18 protein-coding genes are annotated in these 26985 nt (G+C 73.0%); 10 read left to right on the forward strand and 8 right to left on the reverse strand.

The features are described from left to right. Positions 1 to 29 precede the first annotated feature (29 nt). On the reverse strand, positions 30 to 1115 hold the full coding sequence (locus ACIOD1_RS28895) for a hypothetical protein (protein WP_401905548.1): 1086 nt from the start codon (positions 1113 to 1115) through the stop codon (positions 30 to 32). Beyond that, positions 1112 to 4645: a DNA polymerase III subunit alpha gene (locus tag ACIOD1_RS28900; protein WP_401905549.1), complete on the reverse strand. Its 3534-nt coding sequence runs from the start codon at positions 4643 to 4645 to the stop codon at positions 1112 to 1114. Before ACIOD1_RS28900 ends, ACIOD1_RS28895 begins: the two co-directional genes overlap by 4 nt. A 145-nt stretch (positions 4646 to 4790) precedes the next feature. On the opposite strand from ACIOD1_RS28900, the gene ACIOD1_RS28905 reads away from it, so the two are divergent. Then, on the forward strand, positions 4791 to 5912 hold the full coding sequence (locus ACIOD1_RS28905) for a DUF3533 domain-containing protein (protein ID WP_365623418.1): 1122 nt from the start codon (positions 4791 to 4793) through the stop codon (positions 5910 to 5912). Then, positions 5909 to 6571: an acetate uptake transporter gene (locus ACIOD1_RS28910; RefSeq protein WP_365623420.1), complete on the forward strand. Its 663-nt coding sequence runs from the start codon at positions 5909 to 5911 to the stop codon at positions 6569 to 6571. Before ACIOD1_RS28905 ends, ACIOD1_RS28910 begins: the two co-directional genes overlap by 4 nt. 149 nt (positions 6572 to 6720) lie before the next feature. On the opposite strand, the gene ACIOD1_RS28915 is transcribed toward ACIOD1_RS28910, so the two are convergent. Continuing rightward, the gene (locus ACIOD1_RS28915) at positions 6721 to 8370 is read right to left on the reverse strand and encodes an amidohydrolase (protein ID WP_365623422.1); all 1650 of its coding nucleotides are present in this window, start codon (positions 8368 to 8370) and stop codon (positions 6721 to 6723) included. Between the two features lie 58 nt (positions 8371 to 8428). Next, positions 8429 to 9820 carry a purine-cytosine permease family protein gene (locus ACIOD1_RS28920; protein WP_401905553.1) on the reverse strand — a complete coding sequence of 464 codons (1392 nt, stop codon included), beginning with the start codon at positions 9818 to 9820 and terminating at the stop codon, positions 8429 to 8431. A gap of 142 nt (positions 9821 to 9962) precedes the next feature. On the opposite strand from ACIOD1_RS28920, the gene ACIOD1_RS28925 reads away from it, so the two are divergent. Continuing rightward, positions 9963 to 10583, forward strand: coding sequence for a TetR/AcrR family transcriptional regulator (locus ACIOD1_RS28925; protein WP_365623426.1), 621 nt, complete (start codon positions 9963 to 9965; stop codon positions 10581 to 10583). A gap of 158 nt (positions 10584 to 10741) precedes the next feature. Here ACIOD1_RS28925 and adhE read toward each other — a convergent pair whose 3' ends face one another. Then, positions 10742 to 13375, reverse strand: coding sequence for a bifunctional acetaldehyde-CoA/alcohol dehydrogenase (gene adhE, locus ACIOD1_RS28930; protein WP_401905555.1), 2634 nt, complete (start codon positions 13373 to 13375; stop codon positions 10742 to 10744). A gap of 315 nt (positions 13376 to 13690) precedes the next feature. Between adhE and ACIOD1_RS28935 the strand changes: the two genes are divergently transcribed. After that, positions 13691 to 14581, forward strand: coding sequence for an alpha/beta fold hydrolase (locus tag ACIOD1_RS28935; RefSeq protein WP_401905558.1), 891 nt, complete (start codon positions 13691 to 13693; stop codon positions 14579 to 14581). Positions 14582 to 14817: 236 nt separating this feature from the next. Here the strand turns inward: ACIOD1_RS28935 and ACIOD1_RS28940 are convergent, their stop codons facing one another. Beyond that, a complete protein-coding gene (locus ACIOD1_RS28940) occupies positions 14818 to 15381 on the reverse strand; it encodes an NADPH-dependent FMN reductase (RefSeq protein ID WP_401905560.1) in 564 nt (187 codons plus the stop codon). A gap of 231 nt (positions 15382 to 15612) precedes the next feature. Here ACIOD1_RS28940 and fxsA point away from each other — a divergent pair, with 231 nt between their 5' ends. The 6 genes from fxsA to ACIOD1_RS28970 all read left to right on the forward strand — a co-directional run bounded on the left by fxsA (position 15613) and on the right by ACIOD1_RS28970 (position 25486). Continuing rightward, complete coding sequence (fxsA, locus tag ACIOD1_RS28945) at positions 15613 to 15801, forward strand: FxSxx-COOH cyclophane-containing RiPP peptide (RefSeq protein ID WP_365623434.1); 189 nt, start codon at positions 15613 to 15615, stop codon at positions 15799 to 15801. Positions 15802 to 15830: 29 nt separating this feature from the next. Next, a complete protein-coding gene (gene fxsBH / locus ACIOD1_RS28950) occupies positions 15831 to 18083 on the forward strand; it encodes a radical SAM/SPASM protein FxsBH, inactivated beta-hydroxylase extension form (RefSeq protein ID WP_401905562.1) in 2253 nt (750 codons plus the stop codon). Continuing rightward, positions 18080 to 18973 carry an aminoglycoside N(3)-acetyltransferase gene (locus tag ACIOD1_RS28955; protein ID WP_401905564.1) on the forward strand — a complete coding sequence of 298 codons (894 nt, stop codon included), beginning with the start codon at positions 18080 to 18082 and terminating at the stop codon, positions 18971 to 18973. Before fxsBH ends, ACIOD1_RS28955 begins: the two co-directional genes overlap by 4 nt. Before the next feature lie 43 nt (positions 18974 to 19016). Then, the gene (locus ACIOD1_RS28960; RefSeq protein ID WP_401905627.1) at positions 19017 to 20534 is read left to right on the forward strand and encodes a TIR-like protein FxsC; all 1518 of its coding nucleotides are present in this window, start codon (positions 19017 to 19019) and stop codon (positions 20532 to 20534) included. Next, positions 20518 to 24504: an FxSxx-COOH system tetratricopeptide repeat protein gene (gene fxsT, locus ACIOD1_RS28965; RefSeq protein ID WP_401905566.1), complete on the forward strand. Its 3987-nt coding sequence runs from the start codon at positions 20518 to 20520 to the stop codon at positions 24502 to 24504. Before ACIOD1_RS28960 ends, fxsT begins: the two co-directional genes overlap by 17 nt. Positions 24505 to 24589: 85 nt before the next feature. Continuing rightward, positions 24590 to 25486 carry a DUF4231 domain-containing protein gene (locus tag ACIOD1_RS28970; RefSeq protein WP_365623442.1) on the forward strand — a complete coding sequence of 299 codons (897 nt, stop codon included), beginning with the start codon at positions 24590 to 24592 and terminating at the stop codon, positions 25484 to 25486. Between the two features lie 34 nt (positions 25487 to 25520). On the opposite strand, the gene ACIOD1_RS28975 is transcribed toward ACIOD1_RS28970, so the two are convergent. Continuing rightward, the gene (locus ACIOD1_RS28975) at positions 25521 to 26000 is read right to left on the reverse strand and encodes a hypothetical protein (RefSeq protein WP_365623444.1); all 480 of its coding nucleotides are present in this window, start codon (positions 25998 to 26000) and stop codon (positions 25521 to 25523) included. 108 nt (positions 26001 to 26108) lie between these two features. Further along, positions 26109 to 26978: a S1 family peptidase gene (locus ACIOD1_RS28980; RefSeq protein ID WP_365623541.1), complete on the reverse strand. Its 870-nt coding sequence runs from the start codon at positions 26976 to 26978 to the stop codon at positions 26109 to 26111. Positions 26979 to 26985 lie beyond the last annotated feature (7 nt).

Below are 26985 nucleotides of genomic sequence, written 5' to 3' on the forward strand. Positions count from 1 at the left end.
CCTTCTCTTTCGGGCCCCTCCGCCCCGGGTCAGCCCGTCGGCGCCCCGGCGGCGAGGCGGGCCTCGAAGAAGGCCGACGCCGGGGCGACCGTGCCCGGGCCGAAGCGGGCGTTCGCGCGGTCGACGGCGGCCTCGACCGTGAGGCGGGCCTCGCGGACCGGGTCGAGGGTGAGCTGGCGGGTGAGGCCGGCCGCGCCGGTGAGGTCCTCGGCGCGCAGCACCATGCCGGTGAGGCGGGCGCGTTGCAGGCCGGCGGCGTCCATGAGGCGGTAGGCAAGGGTGCGGAGGTCCTCCTCGTGGGCGGAGGCCTCGGTCAGGCGCCGGGTCTTCTCCCAGCGGGTGCCGCCGACGAACTGGAGGGTCAGCGAGAGGGCCCGGGCGGCCTGCCGACGGCCGCGCAGGCTCGCGCCGAGCCGGACGACGAGGCCGAGGAGGGCGGCCCGGGTGTGGGGGCCGTCGAGTTCCTGGCGGGTGAAGCGGGTCCGTACGGAGGCGGAGCCGGGCAGGTCGCGGGGGGTGACGGGGCGCGGGTCGATGCCTCGGGCGCGCTCGGCGGCGAGCCGGCCGGCCCGTTTGCCGAGGATCCGTTCCGGGATGCCGGGCGCGACTTCGGTGAGGGCTCCGATGGTGTGGAGCCCGTATCCGCGCAGGGCTTCGGCCTGGCGGGGGCCGAGTCCGTGGAGCGCTTCGACGGGGAGCGGGCCGAGGAACGCCGCGACGGATCCGGGGTCGGCGGGGACGGCGAGGATCCCGCCGGGGCCGGGGAGGTGCGCGGAGGCCGTGGCGGCCACCGCCCAGGTGGACGCGACCCCGATGCGGAGGTCGGTGCCGAGGCGGGCGACCGCGCGCAGCCGGACCACCTCGGCGATGCGCGCGGGGTCCGCGCCGAAGTAGCGCCGGGCGCCGCGCGCGTGGACGAGGGCGGCGCGCGGGGGCAGGGCCTGGACGAGCGGGGAGAACTCGCGCAGCAGCTCCAGCACTTCGCGGTAGCCCTCGGAGGTGAGGGTGGGGGCGCAGCGGACGTGCAGGATCGCGGCCGGCGCGGCATCGGCGGAGCCGGGGGTGTCGGAGGTCTCGGGGGTGTCGCGGGTGTCGGAGGTCTCGGGGGTGCTCATCCGGCGCTCCCGGGGCTGGAGTGCCACAGCTTGCGGCCGGTGGCGGCGCGGTCCCCGGGCGGTTGGAGGTCGGCCCAGGGGTTCATCTCGTAGCCGGTCGGGAGGTGGATGCGGCGGCCGGTGTCGCCGGGGCCCGTGGGGAGGGGCTCGGCGAGTCGGGCGGTGACGGCCTGGAGGCCTTCGCCCGCGCGGAGTTCGGCCAGTTCGGCGAGGTTCCAGGCGGCCGAGCCGACGATGCTGAGGCTCTGCGGGCCGCGCCGCTGGACGACTCCGCGCACGAGGAGGAGGAAGGAGTGGAAGACGGTGTGCGCGCAGGCTTCCTGGCTGTCGTCGAAGAAGGCGAGGTCGACGAGGCCGGTGCCGTCGTCGAGGGTGCTGAAGATGACCCGCTTGCCGGAGCGGATCGGCGGGGTCTGGGTGGCGGCCTTGGCTCCGGCGACGAGGACGGTCCGGCCGTGTTCGACGGCGCGCAGGCGTCGGGCCGGGGTGACGCCGAGTTCGGCGAGGAAGGCGTGGTGGTCCCCCATGAGGTGGCGGGAGGCGTCCATGCCGAGGACTCCGAGTTCGGCGCTGAGCCGTTCGGCGTCGGTGAGGTCGGGGAGTCCTACGGAGGCGGTGGAGCGGCCCCCGTCCAGGGGGAGTTGGGCTCCGCGCACCTTCGTCGCCCGTCCGGCGCCGTGGAGTTCGCTCACGTGCAGGAGCAGGTCGCGGCGGTTCGCGCCGAAGGCGTCCAACGCGCCGACCTGGGCGAGGCGTTCGGCGACGGGGCGGCCGGGGTGGGCGCGGTCCCAGAAGTCGCGCAGGGAGGCGTAGGGCTGTTCGGTCTCGATGCGCAGGGCTTCCGGTTCGCTGATGCCGTGGACGTCGGCGAGGGCGAGCCGCAGGCCCCACCGCTCCGGGTCATCGGACACCAGTTCGATACGATGGGCGACCGCCGAGCGGTTCACGTCCAGCGGGAGGACGGGCACGCCCCGCCGGCGGGCGTCGGCGAGCAGCAGCCGCTTGGGGTACATCCCGGGGTCGTGGGTGAGGAGTCCGGCGTAGAAGGCGGCCGGGTGGTGGGCCTTGAGCCAGGCCGACTGGTAGGTGGGCACGGCGAAGGCCACGGCGTGCGCCTTGCAGAAGCCGTAGCTGCCGAAGGCCTCGACGATCTCCCAGGTGCGGGCGATCACCTCCGGCGCGTAGCCGCGCCCGGCGGCCGTCGCCGCGAACCAGACCTTGATGCGGCCCTGGGAGTCCGGGTCGGAGAGTCCGCGCCGGACCCGGTCGGCCTCGTCGCGACCGCAGCCGGTCATGACGTGGACGATCTCGATGATCTGCTCGTGGAAGACGACCACCCCGTACGTCCCGCGCAGGGCCTCGGCCAGGTCGGGGTGCGGGAAGCGGACGGGGGCGCGGCCGTGCCGGGCCTCGATGAAGGGGCGGACCATGTCGGCGGCGACCGGGCCCGGCCGGAAGAGGGAGATGTCGACGACGAGGTCGTCGAAGACGGCGGGCAGGAGCCGCCCGACCAGGTCGCGCTGGCCCGGGGACTCGATCTGGAAGCAGCCCAACGTCTCGGTGGAGCGGATCAGTTCGTAGGTGGCGGGGTCGCCCGGCGGGACCTGCGCCGGGTCGTCGAGGTCGAGCTCCTCGCCCGTCGCCCGGCGCAGCTCGGCGACCGCGTGGGCCATCGCGGACTGCATGCGCACGCCGAGCACGTCGAGTTTGAGCAGGCCGAGGTCCTCCACGTCCTCCTTGTCGAACTGGGACATGGGGAAGCCCTCGCCACTGGTGGGCACCACGGGGGTGCGGGCGAGCAGCGAGGCGTCGGAGAGGAGTACTCCGCAGGGGTGCATGGCGGTTCCGCGCGGCAGCGCGTCCAGTGCCTCGACGAGGTCCCACAGCCTCCCGTACGCGTCCCCGCGCGCCTCGCGGACCTCGCGCAGCTCGGGCAGTTCCGCCAGGGCGGCGCGGGCGTCCCGGGCGCGGATGTGCGGGAAGGCCTTGGCGAGCCGGTCGACGGCGGCCGGGTCCATGGACAGGGCGGCTCCGACGTCGCGGATGGCGTGGCGGACCCGGTAGGTCTCGGGCATGGAGACGGTGGCGACGCGTTCGGCGCCGAAGCGGTCGAGGATGCGGCGGTAGACCTCCAACCGGCGGGCGGATTCCACGTCGATGTCGATGTCGGGCAGGACGCGGCGGCGCTTGGACAGGAAGCGTTCCATCAGCAGTCCGTGCGCGACGGGGTCGGCGTGCGCGATGCCGAGGAGGTGGTTGACGAGGGAGCCCGCGCCGGAGCCCCGGGCGGCCACGCGGATACCCATCTCCCTTACGTCGTCCACGACTTGGGCGACGGTGAGGAAGTACGAGGCGTAGCCGTGGTGGGCGATGATGTCGAGCTCCCGGTGCATCCGCTCCCAGTACGCGGGCTCGCCCGCGTAGCCGCGCAGCACCATGCCCGCCGAGGCGCGGGAGGTCAGCACCCGTTGGGCGGTGCGGTGGGCGGCGCCGACGAGGCGGGCCTCGGGGAAGTGCACGGAGCCCAGGCCCAGGTCGTCCTCGGGGTCGACGGAGCAGGCCTCGGCGGTCTCGCGGGTACGGGCGAGCAGGCGGCGGGCGTCGGCGGGGCGCAGCCCGGCGGCTTCGGCGATCCGCTCGGCGGCCCCGGCCATGGCGGCGGGGTCCTTGAGCCAGCGCTCGCCGGTGTCGAGGGGGCCCCGGGGGTCGACGGGGACCAGGCGCCGGGCGGCGTCGAGCACGTCGGCGACGGGGCCCTGGCCGGGGTCGGCGTACCGGGCGGCGTTGGTGAGCACGGCCGTCACGCCCTGCTCGGCGGCGAAGCCGACGGTGCGGGCGGCCAGCCGGAGCGAGCCGGGGCCGGTGCCGGTGCGGCCGTGGTGGACGGCCTCCAGGCGCAGGGCGTCCCCGTAGACCTCCCGCCAGGGCGCGAGCAGTCGGGCGGCGCGGTCGGGGCGGCCCGCGGCGAGCGCCCGGCCCACTTCGGAGCCGGGGCCGAGCAGGACGAACACCCCGTCGCCGCGCAGCGCCTCCCGGGGCAGCAGCGGCGCCCCGGCGGCGGATCCCGGGGCGGGTGCGGGAGCGCCGGGTCCCCCTGAACCGGCGCTCCCGTCGACCGGGCCGTCCCCCCGGGCGGCCCGGGCGTGGGCGGCGGTGACCATCCGGCACAGCTCCGCCCAGCCGGTGGCGCCGTCGCGGGCCAGGAACACGGCCCGCGGGGCGGATTCGTCGACGAAGGCCCCGCCCTTGACCGGGACGCGTCGCCGGTGGGAGGCCTCGCCGGGGCCGCTCGCCGCGGACGGCGCCGGGGCGGCGGGGGCGACCGCCAGGTCCACCCCGAACAGCGGCCGGATCCCGGCCGAGGCGGCGGCCTTCGCGAAGCGGACCGTGCCCGCGAGGGTGTCGCGGTCGGTCAGGGCGAGGGCGTCCATGCCGCGCTCGGCGGCGCGTACCGCCAACCGTTCCGGGTGGGAGGCTCCGTACCGCGCGGAGAACCCCGAAACGGTGTGCAGATGCGTAAAACCAGGCATCCGCGGCCTCCTGCTTCGCTCGAACCATCACCTCCCCCTCGCTCCACCATAGAGCAATTCGAATATCTGTGCGAAACGCTTGTTCGATCATCCATTCGGCCCTCCCCTGCTGCGGCGGGCCCCCGCCACGCCGAGCGTGAGGGACATGACCCAGCGCACAGCGAGCAGCGACCCAGGCCCCTCCGGCAGCTTCCTCGCCGAGATCAAGGACGCCGTGACCACCCGGGCGGCCCTGCTGGTCCTCGGGGTACTGGCCCTCCAGCTGGCCTTCATCACCTCCTACATCGGGGCCTTCCACCATCCGAAGCCGAGCGGGATCCCGATCGCGGTGGCCGCCCCGGTCGACCAGGTCGCCCGGCAGTCCGTCCAACGCCTCGACGCGCTGCCCGGCAAGCCCCTCGACCCCCGCGCGGCGGAGAACGAGGTGGCGGCCGTCACCCTGATCCAGAACCGGGACGTGGACGGCGCGCTGATCATCGACCCGGCCGGCACCACCGACCGGCTGCTCGTCGCCGGGGGCGCCGGGGCCTCCCTCGCCCAGGCCCTGGAAGAGGTGGTCGGCACGGTCGAGAAGGCGCAGGGTCGCACCGTCCGGGTCGTCGACGTGGCCCCCGTCGCGCAGGGCGACGGCCGCGGGCTCAGCTCCTTCTACCTGGTCGTCGGCTGGTGCGTGGGCGGCTACCTGTGCGCCGCGATCCTCGCGATCAGCGCCGGGGCCCGGCCCGCGAACTCCGCCCGCGCCGTCATCCGGCTCGGCGCGCTGCTGCTGTACTCGATCGTCGCCGGACTGCTCGGCGCCGTCATCGCCGGCCCGGTGCTGGACGCGCTGCCCGGCCCGCTCGTGGGCCTGTGGGGCCTGGGCACCCTCGTCGTCTTCGCCGTCGGCGCGATCACCCTGGCCTTCCAGGGGCTCGCGGGCGTGGTCGGCATCGGCCTGGCCATCCTGCTGGTCGTGGTGCTCGGCAACCCGAGCGCGGGCGGCGCCTACCCGTACCCGCTGCTGCCGCCCTTCTGGAAGGCCATCGGCCCGGCCCTGCCGCCGGGCGCGGGCACCTACGCCGCCCGCTCCATCGCGTACTTCAGGGGCAACGGCGCGGGCGGACCGATGTGGGTCCTGGCCGCCTGGGCGGTGGCCGGTTCCGCCGTCACCCTGGCCTGCGCGGTCCTGCGCCGGGGCAAACCCGGAGCCGCCGTGGGCAGCGGCCTGCCCGACGACTCCCCGTCCGTGCCCCGCTTCGCGGGCGGCGAAGGCGCTGAGGTCCGGTGAACAACCCCGTGCTCCGCAACCGCCAGGGGCCGGCCGAACAGGCCGTCTCCGTCAAGCGGATGGAGCCCAGCGCCCAGGCGCAGCTGGGCGCCCTCGGGCTGACCGGCTTCATCGTGGTCACCGTCATCGCCACCGGCATCGACGCGGGCGTCTTTCCCGAGAAGCTCGGGCACTCGGTGCTGCCGCTGGTCGGCTTCTTCATCGGCGGGCTGGCCCAGCTGTTGGCGGGGCTGTTCCAAGCCCAGCGCGGCGACACCTGGCACGCGACGGTGTTCGGCGGCTTCGGCCTGTTCTGGATGGCGAAGGCCTGCCTCCTGCAGTGGGTCCTGCCGGCCACCGATCCCTCGCTGCGCGGTGACGTCAGCGGGCTGTTCACCCTGCCCTGGGTGTTCGTGGTGTTCGTGCTGTGGATCGGCAGCTGGCGGATCCACCTGGTGCTGCTGTCCACCTTCACCTGCGTGCTGGTCGTCTTCGTCGCCATGACCGTCAGCGGTTTCACCGGCTCGGTCGTCTGGAACCGGATCACCGGCTGGAGCGGTCTGCTGGCCGCGCTGGGGGCGACGTACCTCCTGGCCGGCCAGATCATGGCCAGCACCTGGGGCCGCCAGGTCCTCCCGATGGGCCGCTTCCTCGCCCCCGAGGAGCACCCGGAGTCATGACCCGGCGAGGTGCGGCCCGGCACGGCGTGACCCGACGGGACGGGTCCCCACGGAGGCCGCCGGCCGCGAGGGCCCGCTGGTACCGGCCGCAACGCCGAGGCCCCGGCCCGACCGCACGGGCCGGGCCGGGTCGGGGCGGGCGCCCGGGGTCAGGCCGTGTGGACGATCTCGCCCGCCACCACCACCGTCTCGGCGACCGTGCCCGGGATCCGCTCGGCGGGAACGCGCAGGATGTCCCGGGACAGCACGACGAAGTCCGCCGCCTTGCCCACCGTGAGGGAGCCCCGCTCCGTGTCGAGGAAGTTCGCGTGGGCGGAGCCCATCGTGTAGCCGTACACCGCCGCCTCGACGTCGACCGTCTCCTCCGGCTGCCAGGCCTCCCCGCCCGCCAGGGGGCGGCGGGTCACGGCGGTGTAGATGCCGATCATCGGGTCCATCTCGGCCACGTTCCAGTCGCTGGAGAAGGCCAGCACCGCTCCCGCCTCGCTCAGGCTCCGCATCGGCCAGGCCTTGTGCCAGCGCCCCTCCCCCACGTTCTCGGCCCAGTCCTGGCCGGGCCCCGCGATCTCGGGCGCGCAGTGGCGCGGCTGCATGCAGGCGACCACGCCCAGCTCCGCGAAGCGCGGCACGTCGGCCGGGTCCAGGCACTCCACGTGCACGACCTGGTGGCGGGCGTCGCGCGGGCCGTTGACCGCACGGGCGTGCTCGACGGCATCCAGGACGGTGCGGATGCCCCGGTCCCCGGTGGCGTGGACGAAGCACTGGAAGCCCCGCGCGTCCAGCTTGGCCAGCAGGTCGGCGAACTCCTCCGCCGGGTAGAAGGTCTCGCCCCGGTGCTTGCCGCAGCCCGCGTACGGCTCCAACAGTGCGGCCGTACGGGGCTCCACCACGTCGTCGATGTACAGCTTGAGCGGGCCCACCCGCAGCCGGTCCCCGGCGAACCGGCGGGCGGCATCGGCGAATTCGTCCAGGTCGGCGTCACCGGTGCCGCGCGGGTGGAAGAGCGCGGCGACGATCCGCGAGCGCAACCGGCCCTCGGCGCGGGCCCGTTCGTAGAGTTCGAGGTCGTCCAGGGAGTTCTGCGGCTCCACGACGGTGGTGATGCCGAAGCCGATGGCGTCGTCGAGGCTCTTGGCGAGGCGCCCGTACTGCCGGTCGGGCGAGGCCCACGGCACGCCCAGCTCGCGCAGGGCCCGGTGGCCGTCCCGGGACAGGCCCTTGACGGCGAAGTCCTTGACGAAGCCGGTGGGCTCGCCGGTCTCCGGGTCGAGTTCGGCCGTGCCGAAGGGCAGGTCGACGCGGTCGCGGGAGATCCCGAGGCGGCGCACGGCGGCCGTGTTCAGCCAGGCCGTGTGGACGTCGTAGGACAGGACGAAGGCCGGTACGTCCCCGGTGACCGGGTCGAGGTCGGCGGCGCGCGGCATCCGGCCGCCCGGGACGGCGGAGTAGTCGAAGGCCTCGGCCTCGATCCACTCGGCGTCGGGGTGCTCGACCAGCCAGGCCCTCATCCGCTCCTGGATGCCCTCCAGGGTGCGCACCCCCGCCAGCTGGACGCAGTCGGCGTCGGAGCCGAGCCGGACGTGGTTGTGGGCGTCGATGAACCCGGGCAGCACCAGCCGGCCCCCTGCGTCGACGCGCTCGGTGTCCGGTCCGGCCCAGGCGTCGGCTTCCGTGTCGGGGCCGACCCAGACGATCACCCCGTCGCGGACGGCGAGGGCCTGCGCCTCGGGCAGGGCGGGGTCCACGGTGTGGATCCGCGCTCCGGTCAGCAGCAGGTCGGCGGGGAGGGGGCGGGACATGGGTGCTCCAGGGGGCTGGGAGGTGTGCGGTGGCACCGGCGGGGGGGCGGGAGGGGGGTCAGGCGGCGGGGGCGTACGCCGGGACGCGGCGCCGGGCGAGGGCCCAGTAGACGAGCCCGGAGACCACCGAGCCGAGCAGGGTGAGGTCGGCGCCGCCGAGCGGAGCCACGAGCGGGCCCGTCCACAGCTCGGAGTCGCAGGTCAGGGCGGCGAAGACCAGGCCGGAGAGCAGGGCGACCATGCCGGCGGGGTGGTAGCCGGCGCGGTACCAGTAGGCGCCGGCCTCTCCGGCGTGCAGGGCCTCGGCGTCGTAGCGACAGCGGCGCAGCAGCATGTCGGCGAGGAAGACACCGCCCCAGGGCGCGAACACGATGATCAGGAGAGAGAGGAAGGAGAGCAGGGAGGTGGTGAAGTCCGTGAGGAAGAGCGCGGCGAGCGAACCTACGGCGGTGACGGCGGCGCTGATGGCCAGGGCGCGGGCGCGGCTCCACGGAATGCCGAGGACCTGGAGGTTCAGGCTGGAGGAGTAGAGGGTGATGATCGAGTTGGTGACGGAGCCGCCGAGGACCAGGAACAGGAACAGCGGCTGGAACCAGCCGGGCAGCAGGCCCTCGGCTCCGGCGACGGCGTCGGTCATGTCGGTCTGGGTGGCGGCGGCCACTCCGGCGATGCCCAGGGCCACCGAGGAGACGATCCCGCCGAGGGCGCCGCTCCAGGTGATCGACTTCAGCGAGGTGGTGCGCGGCAGGTAGCGGGTGTAGTCGGCGGGCATCGGCAGGTACGAGAACGGCCCGGCGAGCATCACCACGAAGGCCAGGCTCCAGCCGGACAGCCCGGCCGCGGCGGTCGGGGCGGAGGTGTCGGCGCCGGGCAGGACGAAGACGAGGAGCGCGCCGAAGCCGGCGGCCAGGACGTACGCCGCCCAGCGCTCGGCGAACTGCACGGTGGCGTGGCCCCACAGGGTGACGGCGAAGGTCAGCGCCAGGGTGACGGCGAGCGCGAGGGCGCGGGCGGGCGTGCCGCCGACCAGCCCCGTCTCGGCGAGCAGCAGTTCCAGCGCCAGGGTGCCGACGACGGTGTTGACGATGGTGTAGCCGATGCTCACCACCCAGTTCAGGACCCCGGCGGGCCAGTTCCCGCGGACCCCGAAGGCGGCGCGGGAGATGACGAGGGTGGCGGTGCCGGTGCGGATGCCGCTGAGGCCGGCCGCGCTGATCGCGAAGAACGACAGGGCGCTGAGCACGACCACGGCGGTGGCCTGCCAGAAGGAGAGCCCGAAGGCGACGGCGAGGGCGCCGTTGATCACGTAGGTGAAGGTGAGGTTGGAGCCGAACCAGAGCCAGAAGAGGTCCTTGGCGCTGCCGTGGCGTTCGTCGTCGGGGATGGGGTCGATCCCGTGGGTCTCGACCCGGAACACCTCGTCGACGTCGGCTGTCTCCTGCTGCCCCATGGCGGACCCCTGACTCTGGCGGCAAACCTTGAACGACGTTCTAGGTTCTTGAATGGCATTCAAGATGCGATGCCGACCGGGGCCCCGTCAAGACCCTGTCCGGGATAAGGTCTGGCCAGGGAAGATCGGGAAGGCGGGACCGGTGGCGGGAGCGGCACGGCGGCGGGACGGGCAGATCGCCCAGGAACGCATGCTCGAAGAGGCCATGACGGCGATCGCCGAGGACGGGCTGGCCACGCTCACGATGTCCGCGCTGGCCGAGCGGCTGGGGACCAGCGGCGGCCACATCCTGTACTACTTCGGCAGCAAGGACCGGCTCCTCCTGGAGGCCCTGCGCTGGAGCGAGGAGCAACTGGCCGTCGAACGGCGCGCCCTGCTCGGTCGCCGACTCACCGCCCCGCGCAAGCTCGCGCTCTACCTGGAGCTCTACCTCCCCGAGGGCCCGCGCGACCCCCGCTGGACGCTGTGGATCGAGCTGTGGGCCCGCACCGCCTCCAATGAGCCGCTCAAGGCCGCCCAGGAGGAGATCGACGAGGGCTGGCAGCAGGACCTGGAGGCGCTCCTGACCCGGGGCGTGGAACAGGGCCGCTTCGCCCCGCTGGACGTACCCGCCCGCGCCTCGGAGCTGCTCGCGCTGCTGGACGGGCTGAGCACCCGGGTGGTCCTCGGCCAGCGCGGCGCGGACCGTGCCCGGGCCCTGACGCGGGCCCGCTCGGCGACCGCCCTGCTGATCCCGACCCCGCCGCGGGTCCCGGAGGCGTAGACCCCCGGGCACGCGCGAAGCCTCGTAGGCCTCACGCCCGGGCACGACGCGCGGGCCCCGCGCCACGTACGAAGGCTCGTAGGCCCCCGGGCACGCGCGAAGGGCCCGCCCCGGGCCTTGACGGCCGGGGCGGGCCCTTGTCCTTCCGCGTTCTCAGGTCACTTCTTCTTGGCGGCCTTCTTGGCCGGCGCGCCCTCGGGGTTGCCGTAGTAGGCCTGGCGCATCAGCTGCCGCATGTCGTCGATCATCGGCATCCGCGGGTTGGCGGGGGCGCACTGGTCGGCGTAGGCGTTCATGGCCTGGGTCGGCAGGGCCTCGACGAAGGCGGCCTCGTCCACACCCTCCTCGGCGAAGGAGGCGGGGATCCCGCACTTGGTGCGCAGCTCCTCGACGGCCTTGGCGTAGGACTCGACGCCCTCGGCGGCGGTGGCGGCCGGCAGGCCCAGCATCCGCGCGATCTCCTGGAAGCGCTCCGGCGCCCGGTAGACCTCGGCCTTCGGCCACGGGGTGGCCTTGTGCGAGACGGTGCCGTTGTGACGGATCACGTGCGGCAGCAGGATCGCGTTGGTCCGGCCGTGGGCCACCTTGAAGGTGTTGCCCAGGGTGTGGGCCATGGCGTGCACGAGGCCCAGGAAGGCGTTGGCGAAGGCCATGCCCGCCACCGTCGAGGCGTTGTGCATCTTCTCGCGGGCCTCGGGGTCGTTCGGACCGTCCACGACGCAGCGCTGGAGGTTCTCGAAGATCAGCTTGATCGCCTGGAGGCAGAGGCCGTCGGTGTAGTCGTTGGAGTACGCGGAGACGTACGCCTCGGTGGCGTGGGTCAGGGCGTCGAAGCCGGAGTCGGCGGTCACCGTGGCCGGCAGCCCCATCGGGAGGACCGGGTCGACGATGGCGACGTTCGGAGTCAGCGCGTAGTCGGCGAGCGGGTACTTCTGGGCGGCGGCCGGGTCGGAGATCACGGCGAAGGGGGTGACCTCGGAGCCGGTGCCCGAGGTGGTCGGGATGGCGACCATCTTGGCCTTCTCGCCGAGCGAGGGGAACTTGTAGGCGCGCTTGCGGACGTCGAAGAACTTCTCCTTCGTGTCCCCGAACTCCACCTCCGGGCGCTCGTACATCAGCCACATGATCTTCGCGGCGTCCATCGGGGAGCCGCCGCCGAGGCCGATGATCGTGTCGGGCCGGAACTCGCGCATCATCGCGGCGCCGGCCCGGACGGTGGACAGCTCCGGGTTGGGCTCGACGTTGTCGATGACCTGGATGGCGACCTTGCCGGGACGGGAGTTGAGGATGTCGGTGACCCTCTGGACGAAGCCGAGGGCGACCATCGTCTTGTCCGTGACGATCGAGACGCGGCCGATGCCCTCCATCTCGCCGAGGTAGCGGATGGAGTTGCGCTCGAAGTAGATCTTCGGCGGGACTTTGAACCACTGCATGTTGTTGTTGCGCCGTCCGATCCTCTTGACGTTGATCAGGTTGACCGCGGTGACGTTGTTGGACACCGAGTTGTGGCCGTAGGAGCCGCAGCCGAGCGTGAGGGAGGGCAGGAAGGCGTTGTAGACGTCGCCGATGCCGCCGAAGGTGGACGGCGAGTTGGCGATGACCCGGATCGCCTTGACCTTCCTGCCGAACTCCTCGACGAGGTCCTCGTCCTCGGCGTGGATGGCGGCGCTGTGCCCCAGGCCGTGGAACTCGACCATCGCGGCGGCCAGTTCGAGGCCGTGCTCGGTGTCGGAGGCCTTCAGGGCGGCCAGGACCGGGGAGAGCTTCTCGCGGGTCAGGGGCTCGCTGTCGCCGACCTCGTTGCACTCGGCGAGCAGGATGGAGGTGCCCTCGGGGACGGTGAACCCGGCCTGCTCGGCGATCCACTGCGGGGACTTGCCGACGACCGCCGGGTTCAGCTTGGCTCCGGCGCAGTCGGCGGCGTAGGCCGTCGTACCGAAGACGAACTGCTCCAGCTTGGTCTTCTCGGCGGCGGAGACGAGGTGGGCGCCGAGTCGCTTGAACTCGGCGATGCCCGGCTCGTAGACCTCTTGGTCGAGGATGACGGCCTGCTCGGAGGCGCAGATCATGCCGTTGTCGAAGGCCTTGGAGAGCACGATGTCGTGGATCGCGCGGCCCAGCTTGGCGCTCTTGTGGACGTACGCGGGGACGTTGCCCGCGCCGACGCCCAGGGCCGGCTTGCCGCACGAGTAGGCGGCCTTGACCATCGCGTTCCCGCCGGTGGCCAGGATGGTGGAGACGCCCGGGTGGTTCATGAGGGCGCCGGTGGCCTCCATGGAGGGGACGGTGACCCACTGGACGCAGTTCTCCGGGGCGCCGGCGGCGATCGCGGCGTCGCGCACGATGCGGGCGGCCTCGGCGGAGCAGTTCTGCGCGGAGGGGTGGAAGGCGAAGATGATCGGGTTGCGGGTCTTGAGGGCGATCAGGGCCTTGAAGATGGTGGTCGAGGTGGGGTTGGTGACCGGGGTCATCGCGCAGACCACGCCGACCGGCTCGGCGATCTCGGTGATGCCGTTCAGCTCGTCGCGACGGATGACACCGGCGGTCTTGAGCCCGCGCATCGAGTTCACGACGTGCTCGCAGGCGAAGAGGTTCTTGACGGCCTTGTCCTCGAACAGCCCGCGACCGGTTTCCTCGACGGCGAGCTTGGCCAGCTCACCGTGACGGCTCAGGGCGGCCAGCGAAGCCTTCTTGACGATGTGGTCGACCTGCTCCTGGTTGAACGACTCGAACCGGCCGAGCGCCGCGAGCGCTCCCTGGACCAGTCCGTCCACCATCTCGTTGGCCTGCATGGCAGGAACTCCTTCATTTCGAACCCGGCCCGAACAACCGGCGACCCGTTTTCCTGATGGCTCAATTCGACACCCAAAAGCGGAAGCCGCGCCGCCGAAAAAGCCCCTTTCCGTAGGGCCGAAGGTCCGTTCACACCGGTTCACCGCCTCGCGATCATGGCTCTGACCTGCGTGAACGTGGGGGGACTTTGGACCCCTGTGCGCTTGTGAAAACTTTCACAAGAATTTCGAGCGGAGTGCGCCCTACCGCATTCCACGAGCCGAGAGCACAATCGGCCTGACCGCCGTTGGCGTCGGAGACGAAGGAGGGAACGCGTGCGCAAAGAGGTGCGCACCCCGGACGGACGCACCCTCGTGGCGGAGCGCTGGGGAGACCCGGACGGCAAGCCCGTCTTCCTGCTCCACGGCATGCCCGGCAGCCGGCTGGGCCCGGCCCCCCGCGGGATGGTCCTCTACCAGCGGCGGACGCAGCTCATCGCCTACGACCGGCCCGGCTACGGCGACTCCGACCGCCACCCGGGCCGCACCGTCGCCGACGTGGCCCGGGAGGTGGCCGCCGTCGCCGACGCCTACGGCCTGGACACCTTCGCGGTCGCCGGCCGCTCCGGAGGCGGCCCGGGCGCCTTGGCCTGCGCGGCGCTGCTGCCCGACCGGGTGACCCGGACGGCCGCCCTGGTGCCCCTCGCCCCGCGCGACGCGGAGGACCTGGACTGGTTCGACGGGATGGCCGACTCGAACGTGCGCGAGTACACGTACGCCTCCGACGACCCCGACGAGCTGGTGGCCCGGCTGATCCCCCGCGCGGCCGGCATCCGCCGGGACCCGGGCCGCCTCCTGGAGGAGCTGCGCCGGGAGCTGACCGCCGACGACCGCATGATCGTCTCGGACGCGGGCCTGCGGGCGATGCTGCTGCGCAACTACCGCGAGGGGGTGCGGACCTCCGCGTGGGGTTGGATCGACGACATCCTGGCCTTCAGCCGCCCCTGGGGCTTCGACCCCGCCGACATCCGCTGCCCGGTGCTGATCTGGCACGGGGAGCTGGACGTCTTCTCCCCCGTGGGCCACTCCCGCTGGCTGGGCCGCCGCATCCCGGGAGCCACCACCACCATCGACCCGGCCGCCGCCCACTTCGCGGCCCTGCACGCCCTCCCGAACATCCTCACCTGGCTCCTGCGCGACCCCCTGATCGAACAGCAACCGGCGTAGTCCGTCCCGCCGGGGCGGGCGTTCACGGGGGACGGAGATCCCGGTCGACCTTCGGGAACCGGAGTCCGTGACGCTCCATCCGTCCGGCGGCGCGGAGAAGCTCGACCCGCGTGATCGAACCGGTCCTGGTGTCGTCGGCGACGGCCCGGCGGCGCCCGCCCTTCGCCGGGGCGGGAGGCAATCGCCCTTTCGGTCGTGGTCGGGAGCCCGTGGGCCCCGATCGCGCTCGGTCGCCCTCAGCCCCCTTCGGGGACGGTCATCGCCGTGGCCAGGGTGGTGAGGGCTGCCGTGAGGCGGGTGAGGGCGGTGGGTGCGGTGAGGAGACCGGCCGGGGAGAGAGGTTCCCCGGCCACCGGGATCCGGACGCAGGCCTCCTCCACGATCGCGGCGCCCGTGTACCCGAGCACCGTGCGCAGCGCGGCCTCCGCGCCGCCGCCCCGGCCGGGGGCGGCGGCGTTCACCCAGGCGACCGGCTTGTCGCAGATCTCGGTGCCGCCGACCGTCCAGTCGAGCAGGTTCTTGAAGGAGCCCGGCAGCGAGCCCGCGTACTCGGGGGTGCAGACCAGCACCCCCGAGGCCCCGGCGATGGCCGCGCGCAGGGCGGCGACCGGGGGCGGGAGGGGGTCGGTGTCCTCGTCGGGGTTGAAGTGCGGGAGGGCGCCGAGGCCTTCGTAACGCTGCGTGCGCACCGGGGCGGCGCCCTCGGCCGCAAGGGCCTGCGCCGTGCGCAGGACGGTTTCGTTGGAGGAACCGGCGCGCAGGCTTCCGGACAGCAGCAGGATCAGTGGGGTCGTGGGCATCCGCCCACCGTACCGACCTGCGCCGATGCCTTTCGTGGCCGTCTCCGGGGAATTCGATCTTGATGGTGCGCGAACGCCCGTATACGGGCCCGTGAGAATTGCGCCACGCTTTCGATAGAACGCTTGACCAGGCGTCATGTCTCGGTTGCCAATGGGGTGTGGGCGAGTAAAGTCCACGCTTGACGGCAGCGACGCGCTGGCGCCATTCCCCTCCATCCCTTCCCCCTTCGGATGGCCTCCCCCGAGGACGGTGTCGTGAACACTTCCGCAACCCCCCCGACCTGCACGAACAAGGGCCGTCGGGTTCCGCTCGCGCAGCTCGACGTCCGCAGTGCTTCCGCCGCCGCGACGCTCGGTCGGGTGCTTCCGTCGGAATCCGGTCGTCACGTTCAGGCACCGATCTTCAACTCCGCGCTCTGACGGAGCGTCACGAGCTCTAGACTGGAGCAATGACCGGCCTGATCGCATTCCGCGAGATCGTCCTGAAGGTTCACAGCAGATGCGATCTCGCTTGTGATCATTGCTACGTCTACGAACACGCAGATCAAAGCTGGCGGGCCCGACCGAAGGTGATCTCCCCCGAGGTCATTCACCAGACCGCGTCGCGACTCGCCGAACATGCCCGTGACCATGAACTCCCCTCCGTCACGGTGATCCTCCACGGAGGGGAACCCCTGTTGGCGGGCACGGCCCGGCTCCGCCTCGTGTGCGAGGAGTTCACCCGCGCCCTCGCCGGTACGGCCGCCCTGGACCTGCGGATCCACACCAACGGGCTCCAGCTCAGCCCCCGTTACCTGGACCTCTTCGCCGAGTACGGCGTCCGGGTGGGGATCTCCCTCGACGGGGACCGCGCGGCCAACGACCGTCACCGCCGCTTCGCGGACGGCCGTACGAGCCACCCCCTGGTGCTGGCCGCCGTCGAACTGCTCCGTTCGGAGTCCTACCGCCACCTCTACCAGGGCCTGCTGTGCACCGTCGACGTGGCGAACGACCCCGACGCCGTGCTCGACGCCCTGGCCGAACTGGAGCCTCCCCGGGTGGACTTCCTGCTCCCCCACGCCACCTGGGAGACCCCGCCCGCCCGGCCCGGGGACGCGCCCGACGCGTACGCCCGCTGGCTGCTGCGGATCTTCGACCGCTGGGAGCACCTCGAACGACCCTTCCCCGTACGGCTCTTCGAGTCCCTGCTGTCCACCCTGGGCGGCGGCCCCAGCCTCACCGAGGCCCTCGGGCTCGCGCCGACCGACCTGGTGGTCGTGGAGACCGACGGGCAACTGGAGCAGGTCGACTCCCTCAAGAGCGCCTACGAGGGGGCCGCGGCCACCGGCTTCAACGTCTTCGACCACACCCTGGACCAGGTCGCGGCCCATCCCGGGGTGCGGGCCCGGCAGCTGGGCCTGGCGGGTGTCAGCGGGGCGTGCCGCCGCTGCCCGGTCGTACGTTCGTGCGGCGGCGGGCTCTACACCCACCGCTACCGGCCGGACAGCGGCTTCGACAACCCCTCCGTGTACTGCACCGACCTGCGCGAACTGGTCGACGGGGTCGAGGCGCGCACCGCCTCCCGGCAGACCGCCCCCGAGCTGGCCGACCCCGCCGAACTGGCACGATCCCACGACGAGTTGACCCGGCTGCTGTTGGCCCGGCTGCACGGGGAGCTTGCCGCGGACCCGGACTGGGCCCGGTCCTGGGAACTGCTCGCCGAGGTGGAGCGGGCCGGGGTGGCCGGCGCCGACGCGCTGGACGCCGTACTGGGCCACCCCTTCACCCGGACCTGGGTCCTGGAGGCCCTCGAAGCCGCTCCCGGAGGCCGCTCGGACGCCCCCGGAGCGGCCCGCAGGCTGGCCGCGCTGGCGGCGGCGGCCGTGCTGCGGGGCGGGCTGGACCTGCCGGCCGAGGTGGCCTACCGGGACGGCGAGGTGTACCTGCCGACGTTGGGGCTGCTGCGCCTCGGGGAGCCCGGCACCGACGGCCGGGCCGCGCTGCGCGCCACCGACGAGGGGTACGCCGTGCGCGACGGGCGCGCCGAGCACCGCTTCGGCCCGGCGGCGGGGGACGCGCGCTGGCTGCCCGTACGGACCTGGTCGCCCGGACCGGACGCGGCTCCGGTGGCCCTGGAGGACCTGGACCCGTACCGCAACTGCTTCGCCCGCCCGCCCCGGCTCCGGCTGGGCGCGGGCGAGGCCGACGAGCTGCGGGGCCGCCTGGACACGGCCTGGGCCCTGCTGCACCGCACCGTCCCGGGGTTCGCCCGGGCGACCGCCGACGGACTGAGCACGCTGACCCCGCTGGCGGGCGGGCCGCGGGCCGGAGACTGGGGCGAGGCCGGGCGGCACGGGCCGGGGGCGCTCGGAGTGCCGTACGGGGCCGGCGCCGGCGAGACGGCCCTGGCACTGCTGACCGGGCGGCGCCGGGCCCGGCTGCGGGCGCTGACCGAGGTCACCGACCTGTACGCCCTGGACGGGGCCTGGCAGCACCCCTCGCCGTGGCGGGAGCGCCCGGTACCGGTGTCGCGGCTGCTGGCGGACGTGCACGAGCGGGTGGCCGTGGAGGCGTACCACCGGGCCACGGACGGGCACGAGCCGGACGGGGCCGACCGGATCCACCGGGCCCTGGACCGGTTGGCGGAGGCCGCCGAGCTGACGGTGACGGGCAAGCGGCTGGTGGAGGAACTGCGCTGGGAACTCAAGTCGGTGGACGCGTGAGCACCCCTCCCCCCGGCAGCCCGCCCCGCGCCGCCGCCACCCCTCCCCCCGGCAGCCCGCCCCGCGCCGCCGCCGCTCCCCCAAGCAGCACCCCCGCCATCCGCACGCCCCCCAGCCGGCTCGCGCTCGCCGCGCAGCTGCGCCTCCTCGGCGTCCGGCCCCGCGCCCGCCTGCTGGTCCACGCCTCCCTGAGCGGCACCGGGCTCCGCGCCGAGACCCTGCGCGACGCCCTCACCGGTACCCTCGGCCCCGCCGGGACCCTGGTGGTGCCGGCCTTCACCCCGGCGAACTCCCTGACCTCCGGCGCCCATCTGGCCCGGATCGCGGGCCTCGCCCCGCCGGAGGTCGCCGCCTTCCGGTCCCGGATGCCCCCCTTCGACCCGGACCTCACCCCGAGCCAGGGCATGGGCGCCCTCGCCGAGGCGGTCCGTACGGCTCCCGGCGCGGCCCGCAGCGCCCACCCGCAGACCTCCTTCGCGGCCCTCGGGGCCGACGCGCAGCGGCTGTGCGCGGGGCACCGGCTGGAATGCCATCTGGGCGAGGAGTCCCCGCTGGGAAAACTGTGCTGGGAGGGAGGGCAGGTACTCATGATCAATGTGGGATTTTCGGCCTGTTCCGCTTTCCACCTGGCGGAGTATCGAATTCCGAAGCCACCCTTGCGCATGTACGACTGTGTGGTGAAGGTGAACCTTCCGGGCCCGCGAGCAGAGGGAGAGTGGACCTCCTACGAGGACGTCGCGCTGGACGACGGAGATTTCGCGGAGATCGGCCGGGCATTCCCCGATTCCAGGGTGCGCGAGGGGCGGGTGGGGGGCGCGTCCGCCGTGCTCTTCTCGATTCCGGACGCCGTCGATCACGCCGTGGACTGGATGACCGAAAACAGACGCTGATTGACTGAACGATGAGGGGATGTCGCGAAGCAGCTCCGGAATGATGTTTCTTCGCTCGCATCTTCGGGACGGGGGTCGTGTGCCCGCATCAGTGCAGCCGTACTTCTTTCTCAGTTATGCGCATACACCGAGATTCGGGCCCGGAGGTCCCGACCCCGACATGTGGGTGGAGCGCCTCTTCCGCGACCTCTGCAGCCACGTCATGGCGCTGACCGACCTGCCGGCCGGGTCCGACGCGGGCTTCATGGACCGGGAGATACGCAGCGGCGAGGGCTGGTCGGAACGGCTCGGGGCGGCGCTCGCCACCTGCCGGGTCTTCGTCCCCCTGTTCTCGCCGCGCTACTTCGCCAGTGAGATGTGCGGGAAGGAGTGGTACGCCTTCGCGCAGCGCGCCATCCAGCACGGCGCGGTGAGCAACGAGCCGGCCGAGGCGATCGTGCCGGCCCTGTGGGTACCGGTGCCGCCCTCGCAGCTTCCGGGGCCGGCCGAGCGCTTGCAGTTCAACCACAACACCTTCGGCGAGCGCTACGTCACCGACGGGCTCTACGGGCTGATCAAGCTGCGCGGGTACGCCGAACAGTACGAGCGGGCCGTGTACGAGCTGGCCAAACGGATCGTGCGGGTGGCCGAGACGGTGCGCCTGGACTCCGTCCGTCCCCTCGACTACCGGGTGGTGCCCAGCGCCTTCGGTCCGGCGGGCGGCCAGGGCGCGGGCCACGCGGGGGGCCCCGCGGCCCCGGCCCGCACCCTCCACGTCACGGTGGCCGCCGCCTCCCGGCACGACCTGCCGGAGGGGCGCAGCCCCGAGTACTACGGGGAGAGCGCGCTGGAGTGGAACCCGTACCACCCCACCTCCCAGCGGCCCATCGCGTACGTGGCGGAGGACCTGGTGAAGAACCTCAACTACCAGACCACCGTGTCGTCCTTCGACGACGAGGCGGGCCACTTCGACAGCAAGCAGCCGCCGACCCGGCCGGAGATCCTGATCGTCGACCGGTGGGCGGTGGAGGACGAGCAGCGGCGCCGCCGGCTGGCCGCCTTCGACCAGGAGTCCCGCCCGTGGGTCAACGTCGTGGTGCCGTGGAACCGCTACGACCACCAGAGCCGGGCCAAGGAGGCCGAGCTGGTGCGGTTGTTGGAGGAGACCCTGCCGATCAAGATGGGCCAGGGGCGGGCGGCCTGTCGGGCGGCTGCCAACGGCGTGGCCAACATGGAGACCCTCGGACAGATCCTGCCCCAAGTGGTCGAGGCCGCCGCGCAGCAGTTCCTCAGACACGCGCAGGTGTACCTCCCGGCCGGGAACGCCCACATCGAACGCCCCCGCCTGCTGGGGCCGATGGGCATGGGCGGGCCTCCCGTCCGGCCGCGCGCGCCCTTCCCGCCGACGGCGCGGCACGGGGCGGACGGACCGGACGGGGCGGACGGACCGGACGGACCGGACGGCCACCGGGGGGCGGACGGGCACCAGGGAGCAGACGGACCGGACGGGCGGCACGGGCCGGACGGGCAGCACGACACCACGCACACCGACCGGGGGGACGCGGATGACAGCCAGTCGTGACAGCCGAGACGGACGCATCGTCACCTTCTACTCGTACAAGGGCGGGACCGGCCGCACCATGGCCCTCGCCAACACCGCCTGGATCCTCGCGGCCAACGGCAAGCGGGTCCTCGCGGTGGACTGGGACCTGGAGGCCCCGGGCCTGCACCGCTTCTTCCACCCCTTCCTGGACCCCTCCACCCTGGGGGCGACGACCGGGGTCATCGATCTGATCAGCGAGTACGCCTGGGCCGCGACCAGCCCGGTGCAGCGCGCCGACGACTGGCACAAGGACTACGCGCGGATCCAGCCGCACGCCGTCTCCCTCACCCCGGAGAACCTGGGGTGGGAGTTCCCCGACGGCGGGACCCTCGACTTCGTGTCGGCGGGCCGGCAGAACCGCGAGTACTCGGCGACGGTGTCCACCTTCGACTGGGACAACTTCTACGACCGGCTCGGAGGCGGCCTCTTCTTCGACGCCCTGCGGGCGGACATGAAGCGGAACTACGACTACGTGCTGATCGACAGCCGCACCGGGCTGTCCGACATCGCCGACATCTGCACCGTGCACCTCCCGGACGTCCTGGTGGACTGCTTCACCCTGTCCGACCAGTCCATCGACGGTGCCTCCTCGGTGGCCCGCCAGATCGACGAACGGTTCTCGGACCGGGGCATCAAGATCTTTCCGGTGCCGATGCGCATCGACGAGGGCGAGAAGGAGAAGGCGGACGCCGGCCGGGCCCTGGCCCGGATCAAGTTCGACCGGTTCCCGGGCGGCCTGGTCGGGGACGAACTGACCTCCTACTGGGGCGCGGTGGAGATCCCGTACCGCCCGTACTACGCCTACGAGGAGACCCTGGCCACCTTCGGGGACGAGGCCGGGCTGACCAACTCGCTGCTCTCCGCCTTCGAACGGCTCACCACCGTCGTCACCGAGGGCGAGGTCACCTCCATGCCCGCCATCGGCGAGGAGGTGCGGCTGCGGATCCGGGACGCCTTCACCCGCCGCCGGCCGGCGCTGCCCGCCGACCTCTTCCTCTCCTACGTCGCCGAGAACCGGATGTGGGCCGACTGGATCGAGTCGGTGCTCACCCGGGCCGGCTTCCGGGTCGTCCCCCGGGACGTGTCGGCGGAGCGGGCGCCGACCGCGTCCGGCGCGGGCGCCCCCGGGGACACGCTCGGCGCCGGCATCGGAATCGACACCGCCGCGCGGACGGTGGTGCTGCTGTCCAGCGCCTACCTCAAATCGGCCCGGGCCGTGGACGTGTGGAACCGGGCGGCCGCCGAGGACCCGACGGGCGGGCGCCGTCAGCTGGTGGCGCTGCGCGTGGGCGACGTACGGCTCGCGACCCCGTACATCGACCGCAACCCGGTGGACCTGTTCCGACTGGACGAGGTGCACGCGACCACCGCCCTGCTGCGGGCCGTGGAGCGCCCGATGGCCCTGCCGGACAGCGTCGCGGGCGTCTCCCAGCCCGGCCCACGCTTCCCGGGGACGGTCCCGAAGATCTGGAACGCCCCGCCCCGCAACTCCGGCTTCACCGGGCGCAGCATCGTCCTGGAGCGGATGCGCGACCAGCTCGGCGGGGGGATGGCCGTGGTGCTGCCGCAGCCGCAGACCCTGTACGGGCTGGGCGGGGTGGGCAAGACGCAGGTGGCGTTGGAGTACGTGCACCGGTTCATGGCCGACTACGACCTGGTGTGGTGGATCTCCTCGGAGCAGACCGACGACGTGGTCGCCGCGCTCGCGGAGCTGGCGGTGCGCCTGGGCGCGCAGACCGGCGAGGACATGTCGGCGGCCTCCCAGGAGGCGATCGACCTGCTGCGGCGCGGGGTGCCCTCCTCGCGCTGGCTGCTGGTCTTCGACAACGCCGACGATCCGGAGACCCTGAAGCGGTTCTTCCCGCCGGGCGGACCGGGCCACGTGCTGGTGACCTCCCGCAACCAGTCCTGGTCGCAGTACGGGGACGCGCTGCCGGTGGACGTCTTCCTGCGCGAGGAGTCCATCGAGCACCTCCAGCGGCGCGCGCCCGGGCTGACGAAGGAGGACGCCGAGCAGGTGGCCGTGGCGGTGGGCGACCTGCCGCTGGCCGTGGAGCAGGCGGGCGCCTGGATCGCGGAGACCGCGACCCCGGTGTCGGCGTACCTGGAGCAGCTGGCGCAGCAGGCCGCGCGGGTGCTGGGTCTGAACCAGCCGCCCGGGTACCCGGAGCCGGTGGCCGCCACCTGGAACGTGTCGATCGAGCGGCTCCAGTCCCGCTCCCCCGCCGCCGTGCGGCTGTTGCAGCTGTGTGCCTTCTTCGCGCCGGAGCCGATCTCGGCGAACCTCCTGTACAGCAAGGAGATGATCGACGCGCTGAAGCCGTACGACTCCTCCCTCCAGGAGAAGCTGGTGCTGGGCCGGGTGATCCGGGAGATCGGGCGCTTCGCCATGGCCAAGGTGGACCAGGTCAGCAACAGCATCCAGGTGCACCGCCTGGTGCAGGCGGTGATCCGGGCGCAGTTGTCGGAGGAGGAGCAGCGCGAGGCGCGGCACGCGGTGCACCGGATCCTGGCGGGCGCCCGGCCGGACGACGACGAGCCGATAGACAATCCTGCGACCTGGCCGCGCTTCAACACGATCTGGCCGCACCTGAGTCCGTCGGAGGCCCGGTTCTGCAAGGAGCCGGAGACGCGCCGGCTGCTGATCGACCGGGTGCGGTACCTGTGGAAGCGCGGTGACTTCAAGGCCGCGTACGCGCTGGGCGAGGAGCTGCGCGAGACCTGGCGCGAGACCCTGGGCGGCGACGACCTCCAGTACCTCTACCTGCGTTTCCACCTCTCCAACATTCTGCGTTCGCAGGGCCGGTTCATGGAGGCGATGGAGCTGGACGAGGGCACCTTGGAGCGGCAGCGGGCCGCGCTCGGCCCCTCGCACCCGCACACGTACATGACCACGAGCGGCCTGGCGATGGACCTGGGGGCGCTGGGCCGGTACGGGGAGGCGATGGAGCTGGCGACGGCGGCGCACGAGGGCTTCGGGCAGATCTTCCACGAGGCGCACCCGCGCACCCTGGCGGCGGCGAACAACCTGGCGCTGAACCTGCGCATGATCGGGCAGTACGCGCGGGCCCGGGAGATCGACCAAGAGGTCTTCGACCGGCGTACGGAGGTGCTGGGCCCGGACCACCCCTACACCCTGTCCTCGGCGCAGAACCTGGCCCGTGACCTGCGCGAGGTGGGCCGGTACGACGACTCGGTGCAACTGCTGGGCCGGACGTACGAGATCTACAAGCAGCAGCTGGGCCGGGCCTTCCCGGGGACGCTGTCGGCGGCGAAGAACCTGGCGGTGTCGCTGCGCAGGGCCGGGGAGCTGGAGGACGCGCTGCGGCTGACGACGGCGACCCGCAACCGCTACCGGGCCAAGTACACGTCGGTCAATCCGGACCTGCTGGCCTGTGAATTGAACCTGGCCTCCGACCTGTTCGCGACGGGCGAGCCGGGCGCGGCCCGGGACCTGGCGCAGGAGGTGGTGGACGAGTACATGAAGGTGCCGGGCGAGAGGCACCCGTACACCCTGGCGGCGCTGAACAACCTGGCGGTCTTCCACTGGGGCACGGGCGCGGCGGACACGGCGGACTCGATGTTGCGCCAGACGATCCGCAGCATGCGCGAGGTGTTGGGCGACAACCACCCGCACACCATCTTCGCGAACCTCAACCTCGCCAACGCCCGCGCGGACCTCGGTGATCCGGAGGGGGCGCTGGAGCTGGAGCGGACGGCGGTGCTGCGGCTGCGCGAGGCGCTCGGCGCGCACCATCCGGAGACCCTGGCGAGCGCCTCGAACATGGCGGTGAGCCTGGACATGATGGGCCGCAAGGAGGAGGCGACCCGGGTGCGGGCGGAGACGGTGGCGGAGCTGACGCGGCTGCTCGGGGAGGACCACGGTCTGACCCGGTACGCGCGTGACGAGCGGCGGGTCCACCGGGACCTGGAGCCGCTGGCGGTGTGATCCGACGGCGGGCGGCGGGGGCCTCGCGGCCGCGGGGCTCCCGCCGCCCGCCACCCGACAGCAGGGGGGCGCTGTGACCGACAGCATGACCTTTCGCAACGAGGACCTGCCGGTCCTCTTCCACCACACCGACCGGGCGGCGATCTCCCGGCAACGGGAGTCCACCCAGGCCACGCGGGCGCAGCTGTTGCTGCTGGTCGCGGCGGCGGCGGTGGCCGCGCTGCCGTCCGGGCCCTCGGTGGGTTCGCTGCACGTGTTCGGGGCGCTGAGCGCGCTGGCGTACGCGGGGGTGCTCGCCGTGGGCGTACGGGCGACCCGGCGCCGGGCCCGTCCGCAGTGGCAGCTCAACCGCAGCGCGGCGGAGTTCATCAAGTCCCTGGCGTGGCGGTACGCCGTACACGGGGCGCCCTTCGGCAGCGAGGTCACCGGGCCGGAGGGGGTGTACGGGGCGCGGCTGGAGAAGGGGCTCGACGAGCTGCGCAAGATGGGCTGGCGGGATCCGCGGGCGGACGGCCTGGTGCCGGAGGGCGCCGAGATCACCGGGGCGATGCACCGGCTGCGCGGGCTGGACTATCCGGTGCGCCGGGAGACGTACGTCCGGGACCGGCTGATCGAGCAGCGCAACTGGTACCAGCGCAAGACGGAGGGCTCGCGGCGGGCGACGGCGCTGTGGTCGTGGACGATCGTGCTGCTCACGTGCCTGGCGTTGCTGTTCGCGCTGTTGGGGGCGTTCGGGGAGGGGCCGGAGCCGAAGTCGGCGGGGCTGCTGAGCGCGGCCGCGGCCGCCGGCATCGCGTGGAACGAGGTGCGGCGCCACCACCCGCTGATCGAGGCGCACACGCTGATCGAGCAGGACCTGTCGGCGATGATGGTGGTGATGCAGACGACGATCACCGAACCGCAGTGGCCGACCGCGGTGTTCGAGACGGAGCGGTACGTGTCCCCGCAGCACACGGACTGGCTGGCCCGACACAGCAGTTGAGCGGGACCCGGGAGCCGGGGCGCGGGGGCGTGGTTCAGTCGCGGGCCACGCCCTCGCGCCAGATGACGGTGACGGGCTTGCCCAGCGAGCGGGCGTAGGCGACGATCTCGCCGGTCCCGCCGTGTCCGCGCGCGGGCTGTCCGTCCCAGACGGCGACGAGGCGGTCGCAGGAGTCGGCGATGTAGGTGCCGGCGGCGTAGTAGGCCTCGTCGGTGGAGCGGGCGAAGGCCATCCGCACCTCCTGCGCGGCGCGGCCGCGCAGGCGCCGGTAGCCGGCGAGGGCGTCCGGGTCCTCGAAGGTGTCCTCGTAGTCCCCGCTGGGGATCACGACGGTGAGGTCCGCCCCGCATTCGAGGGCGATGTCGGCGAAGAGCTGGTCGGCCCCGTCGGCGAGGCTGGAGAAGGCCTCCAACGGTCCCCGGTGACCGCCCAGGACGGCCCACAGGCCGTCACGGACGTGGCCCAGGGCCTCGTCGGGGATCGACCGGTGCCCGGTCACGCCGATGCGTTTCATGTGGCCACCTGCATGCGGAAACCTGCCTCCCCCAAGGACACACGGACACCCTGGACATCCTCCCAGAAGGCGGGAGGACGTCCAGGGGGCCGGACGAGGGGGCGCGGATCAGTAGACGCTCACGCCGTAGGCGTTGAGGGCTTCGACGACCGGCTGGAAGAAGGTGGTGCCGCCGGAGGAGCAGTTGCCGCTGCCGCCCGAGGTGAGACCGACGGCGCGGGAGCCGGAGTAGAGCGGGCCGCCGCTGTCGCCGGGTTCGGCGCAGACGTTGGTCTTGATCATCCCGTAGACGATGTCGCCGCCGCCGTAGTTCACGGTGGCGTTGAGGCCGGTGACGGTGCCGCCGTGGATGCCGGTGGTGGAGCCGCGCCGGGTGACGGACATGTTCACGGTGGCGTTGACGGCGCTGGTGATGTCCTGGCTGCCGACGGTGCCGGGCGGGACGGGGGAGTTGCTCGCGTACTTGATGAGGCCGTAGTCATTGGTGGGGAAACTGGATCCGGCGGTGGAGCCGACCACGCTGGTGTGCGAGGAGTTGGTCCACCAGGTGCCCGCGCCGTCGGTGCAGTGGCCGGCGGTCAGGACGTAGTAGGTGCTGCCGCTGCGCACGTTGAAGCCGAGCGAACAGCGCCAGCTGGTGGCGTAGATGGCGTCTCCGCCGGAGAGCAGTTTGCGGATCTTGCCGGGGGTGCGTTCGATGCGCAGCGCGGCGGCGTCGGCCCCGGCCTCGCGACGGATCCTCGCGAGGTCGGTGGCGGTGACGCCGGAGTCGGCGGTGACCACGAGGGTCCCGGTGGCGGGGTCGGTGTGCCAGGCGGTGCCGGCGACGTCGGCGCGCAGGACCGATGCGCCGGCGGCCGCGAGGCGGTCCGCGGTGAAGCCGGTGTCGCCGCTGTCGGCGTTCGCGGCGGTGGGGGCGGCGAGCGCGGCGACGGCGGCCAGGCCGGTGGCCGCGGCGAGCAGCCGCAGGCGGGTCATGTTGATC

The organism is Streptomyces sp. NPDC088097 (genome assembly GCF_044741845.1).
Lineage (GTDB): Bacteria > Actinomycetota > Actinomycetes > Streptomycetales > Streptomycetaceae > Streptomyces.

What these genes read in the sequence shown, in the direction of transcription:
- ACIOD1_RS28975 (WP_365623444.1), bottom strand. Translation starts at nt 26,000, where the DNA reads ATGAAACGCATCGGCGTGACCGGGCACCGGTCGATCCCCGACGAGGCC.
- fxsBH (WP_401905562.1), top strand. Translation starts at nt 15,831, where the DNA reads ATGACCGGCCTGATCGCATTCCGCGAGATCGTCCTGAAGGTTCACAGC.
- ACIOD1_RS28980 (WP_365623541.1), bottom strand. Translation starts at nt 26,978, where the DNA reads ATGACCCGCCTGCGGCTGCTCGCCGCGGCCACCGGCCTGGCCGCCGTC.
- ACIOD1_RS28900 (WP_401905549.1), bottom strand. Translation starts at nt 4,645, where the DNA reads ATGCCTGGTTTTACGCATCTGCACACCGTTTCGGGGTTCTCCGCGCGG.
- ACIOD1_RS28920 (WP_401905553.1), bottom strand. Translation starts at nt 9,820, where the DNA reads ATGGGGCAGCAGGAGACAGCCGACGTCGACGAGGTGTTCCGGGTCGAG.
- adhE (WP_401905555.1), bottom strand. Translation starts at nt 13,375, where the DNA reads ATGCAGGCCAACGAGATGGTGGACGGACTGGTCCAGGGAGCGCTCGCG.
- ACIOD1_RS28960 (WP_401905627.1), top strand. Translation starts at nt 19,017, where the DNA reads ATGTTTCTTCGCTCGCATCTTCGGGACGGGGGTCGTGTGCCCGCATCA.
- fxsT (WP_401905566.1), top strand. Translation starts at nt 20,518, where the DNA reads ATGACAGCCAGTCGTGACAGCCGAGACGGACGCATCGTCACCTTCTAC.
- ACIOD1_RS28905 (WP_365623418.1), top strand. Translation starts at nt 4,791, where the DNA reads ATGACCCAGCGCACAGCGAGCAGCGACCCAGGCCCCTCCGGCAGCTTC.
- ACIOD1_RS28915 (WP_365623422.1), bottom strand. Translation starts at nt 8,370, where the DNA reads ATGTCCCGCCCCCTCCCCGCCGACCTGCTGCTGACCGGAGCGCGGATC.
- ACIOD1_RS28940 (WP_401905560.1), bottom strand. Translation starts at nt 15,381, where the DNA reads ATGCCCACGACCCCACTGATCCTGCTGCTGTCCGGAAGCCTGCGCGCC.
- ACIOD1_RS28970 (WP_365623442.1), top strand. Translation starts at nt 24,590, where the DNA reads ATGACCTTTCGCAACGAGGACCTGCCGGTCCTCTTCCACCACACCGAC.
- fxsA (WP_365623434.1), top strand. Translation starts at nt 15,613, where the DNA reads ATGGCCTCCCCCGAGGACGGTGTCGTGAACACTTCCGCAACCCCCCCG.
- ACIOD1_RS28895 (WP_401905548.1), bottom strand. Translation starts at nt 1,115, where the DNA reads ATGAGCACCCCCGAGACCTCCGACACCCGCGACACCCCCGAGACCTCC.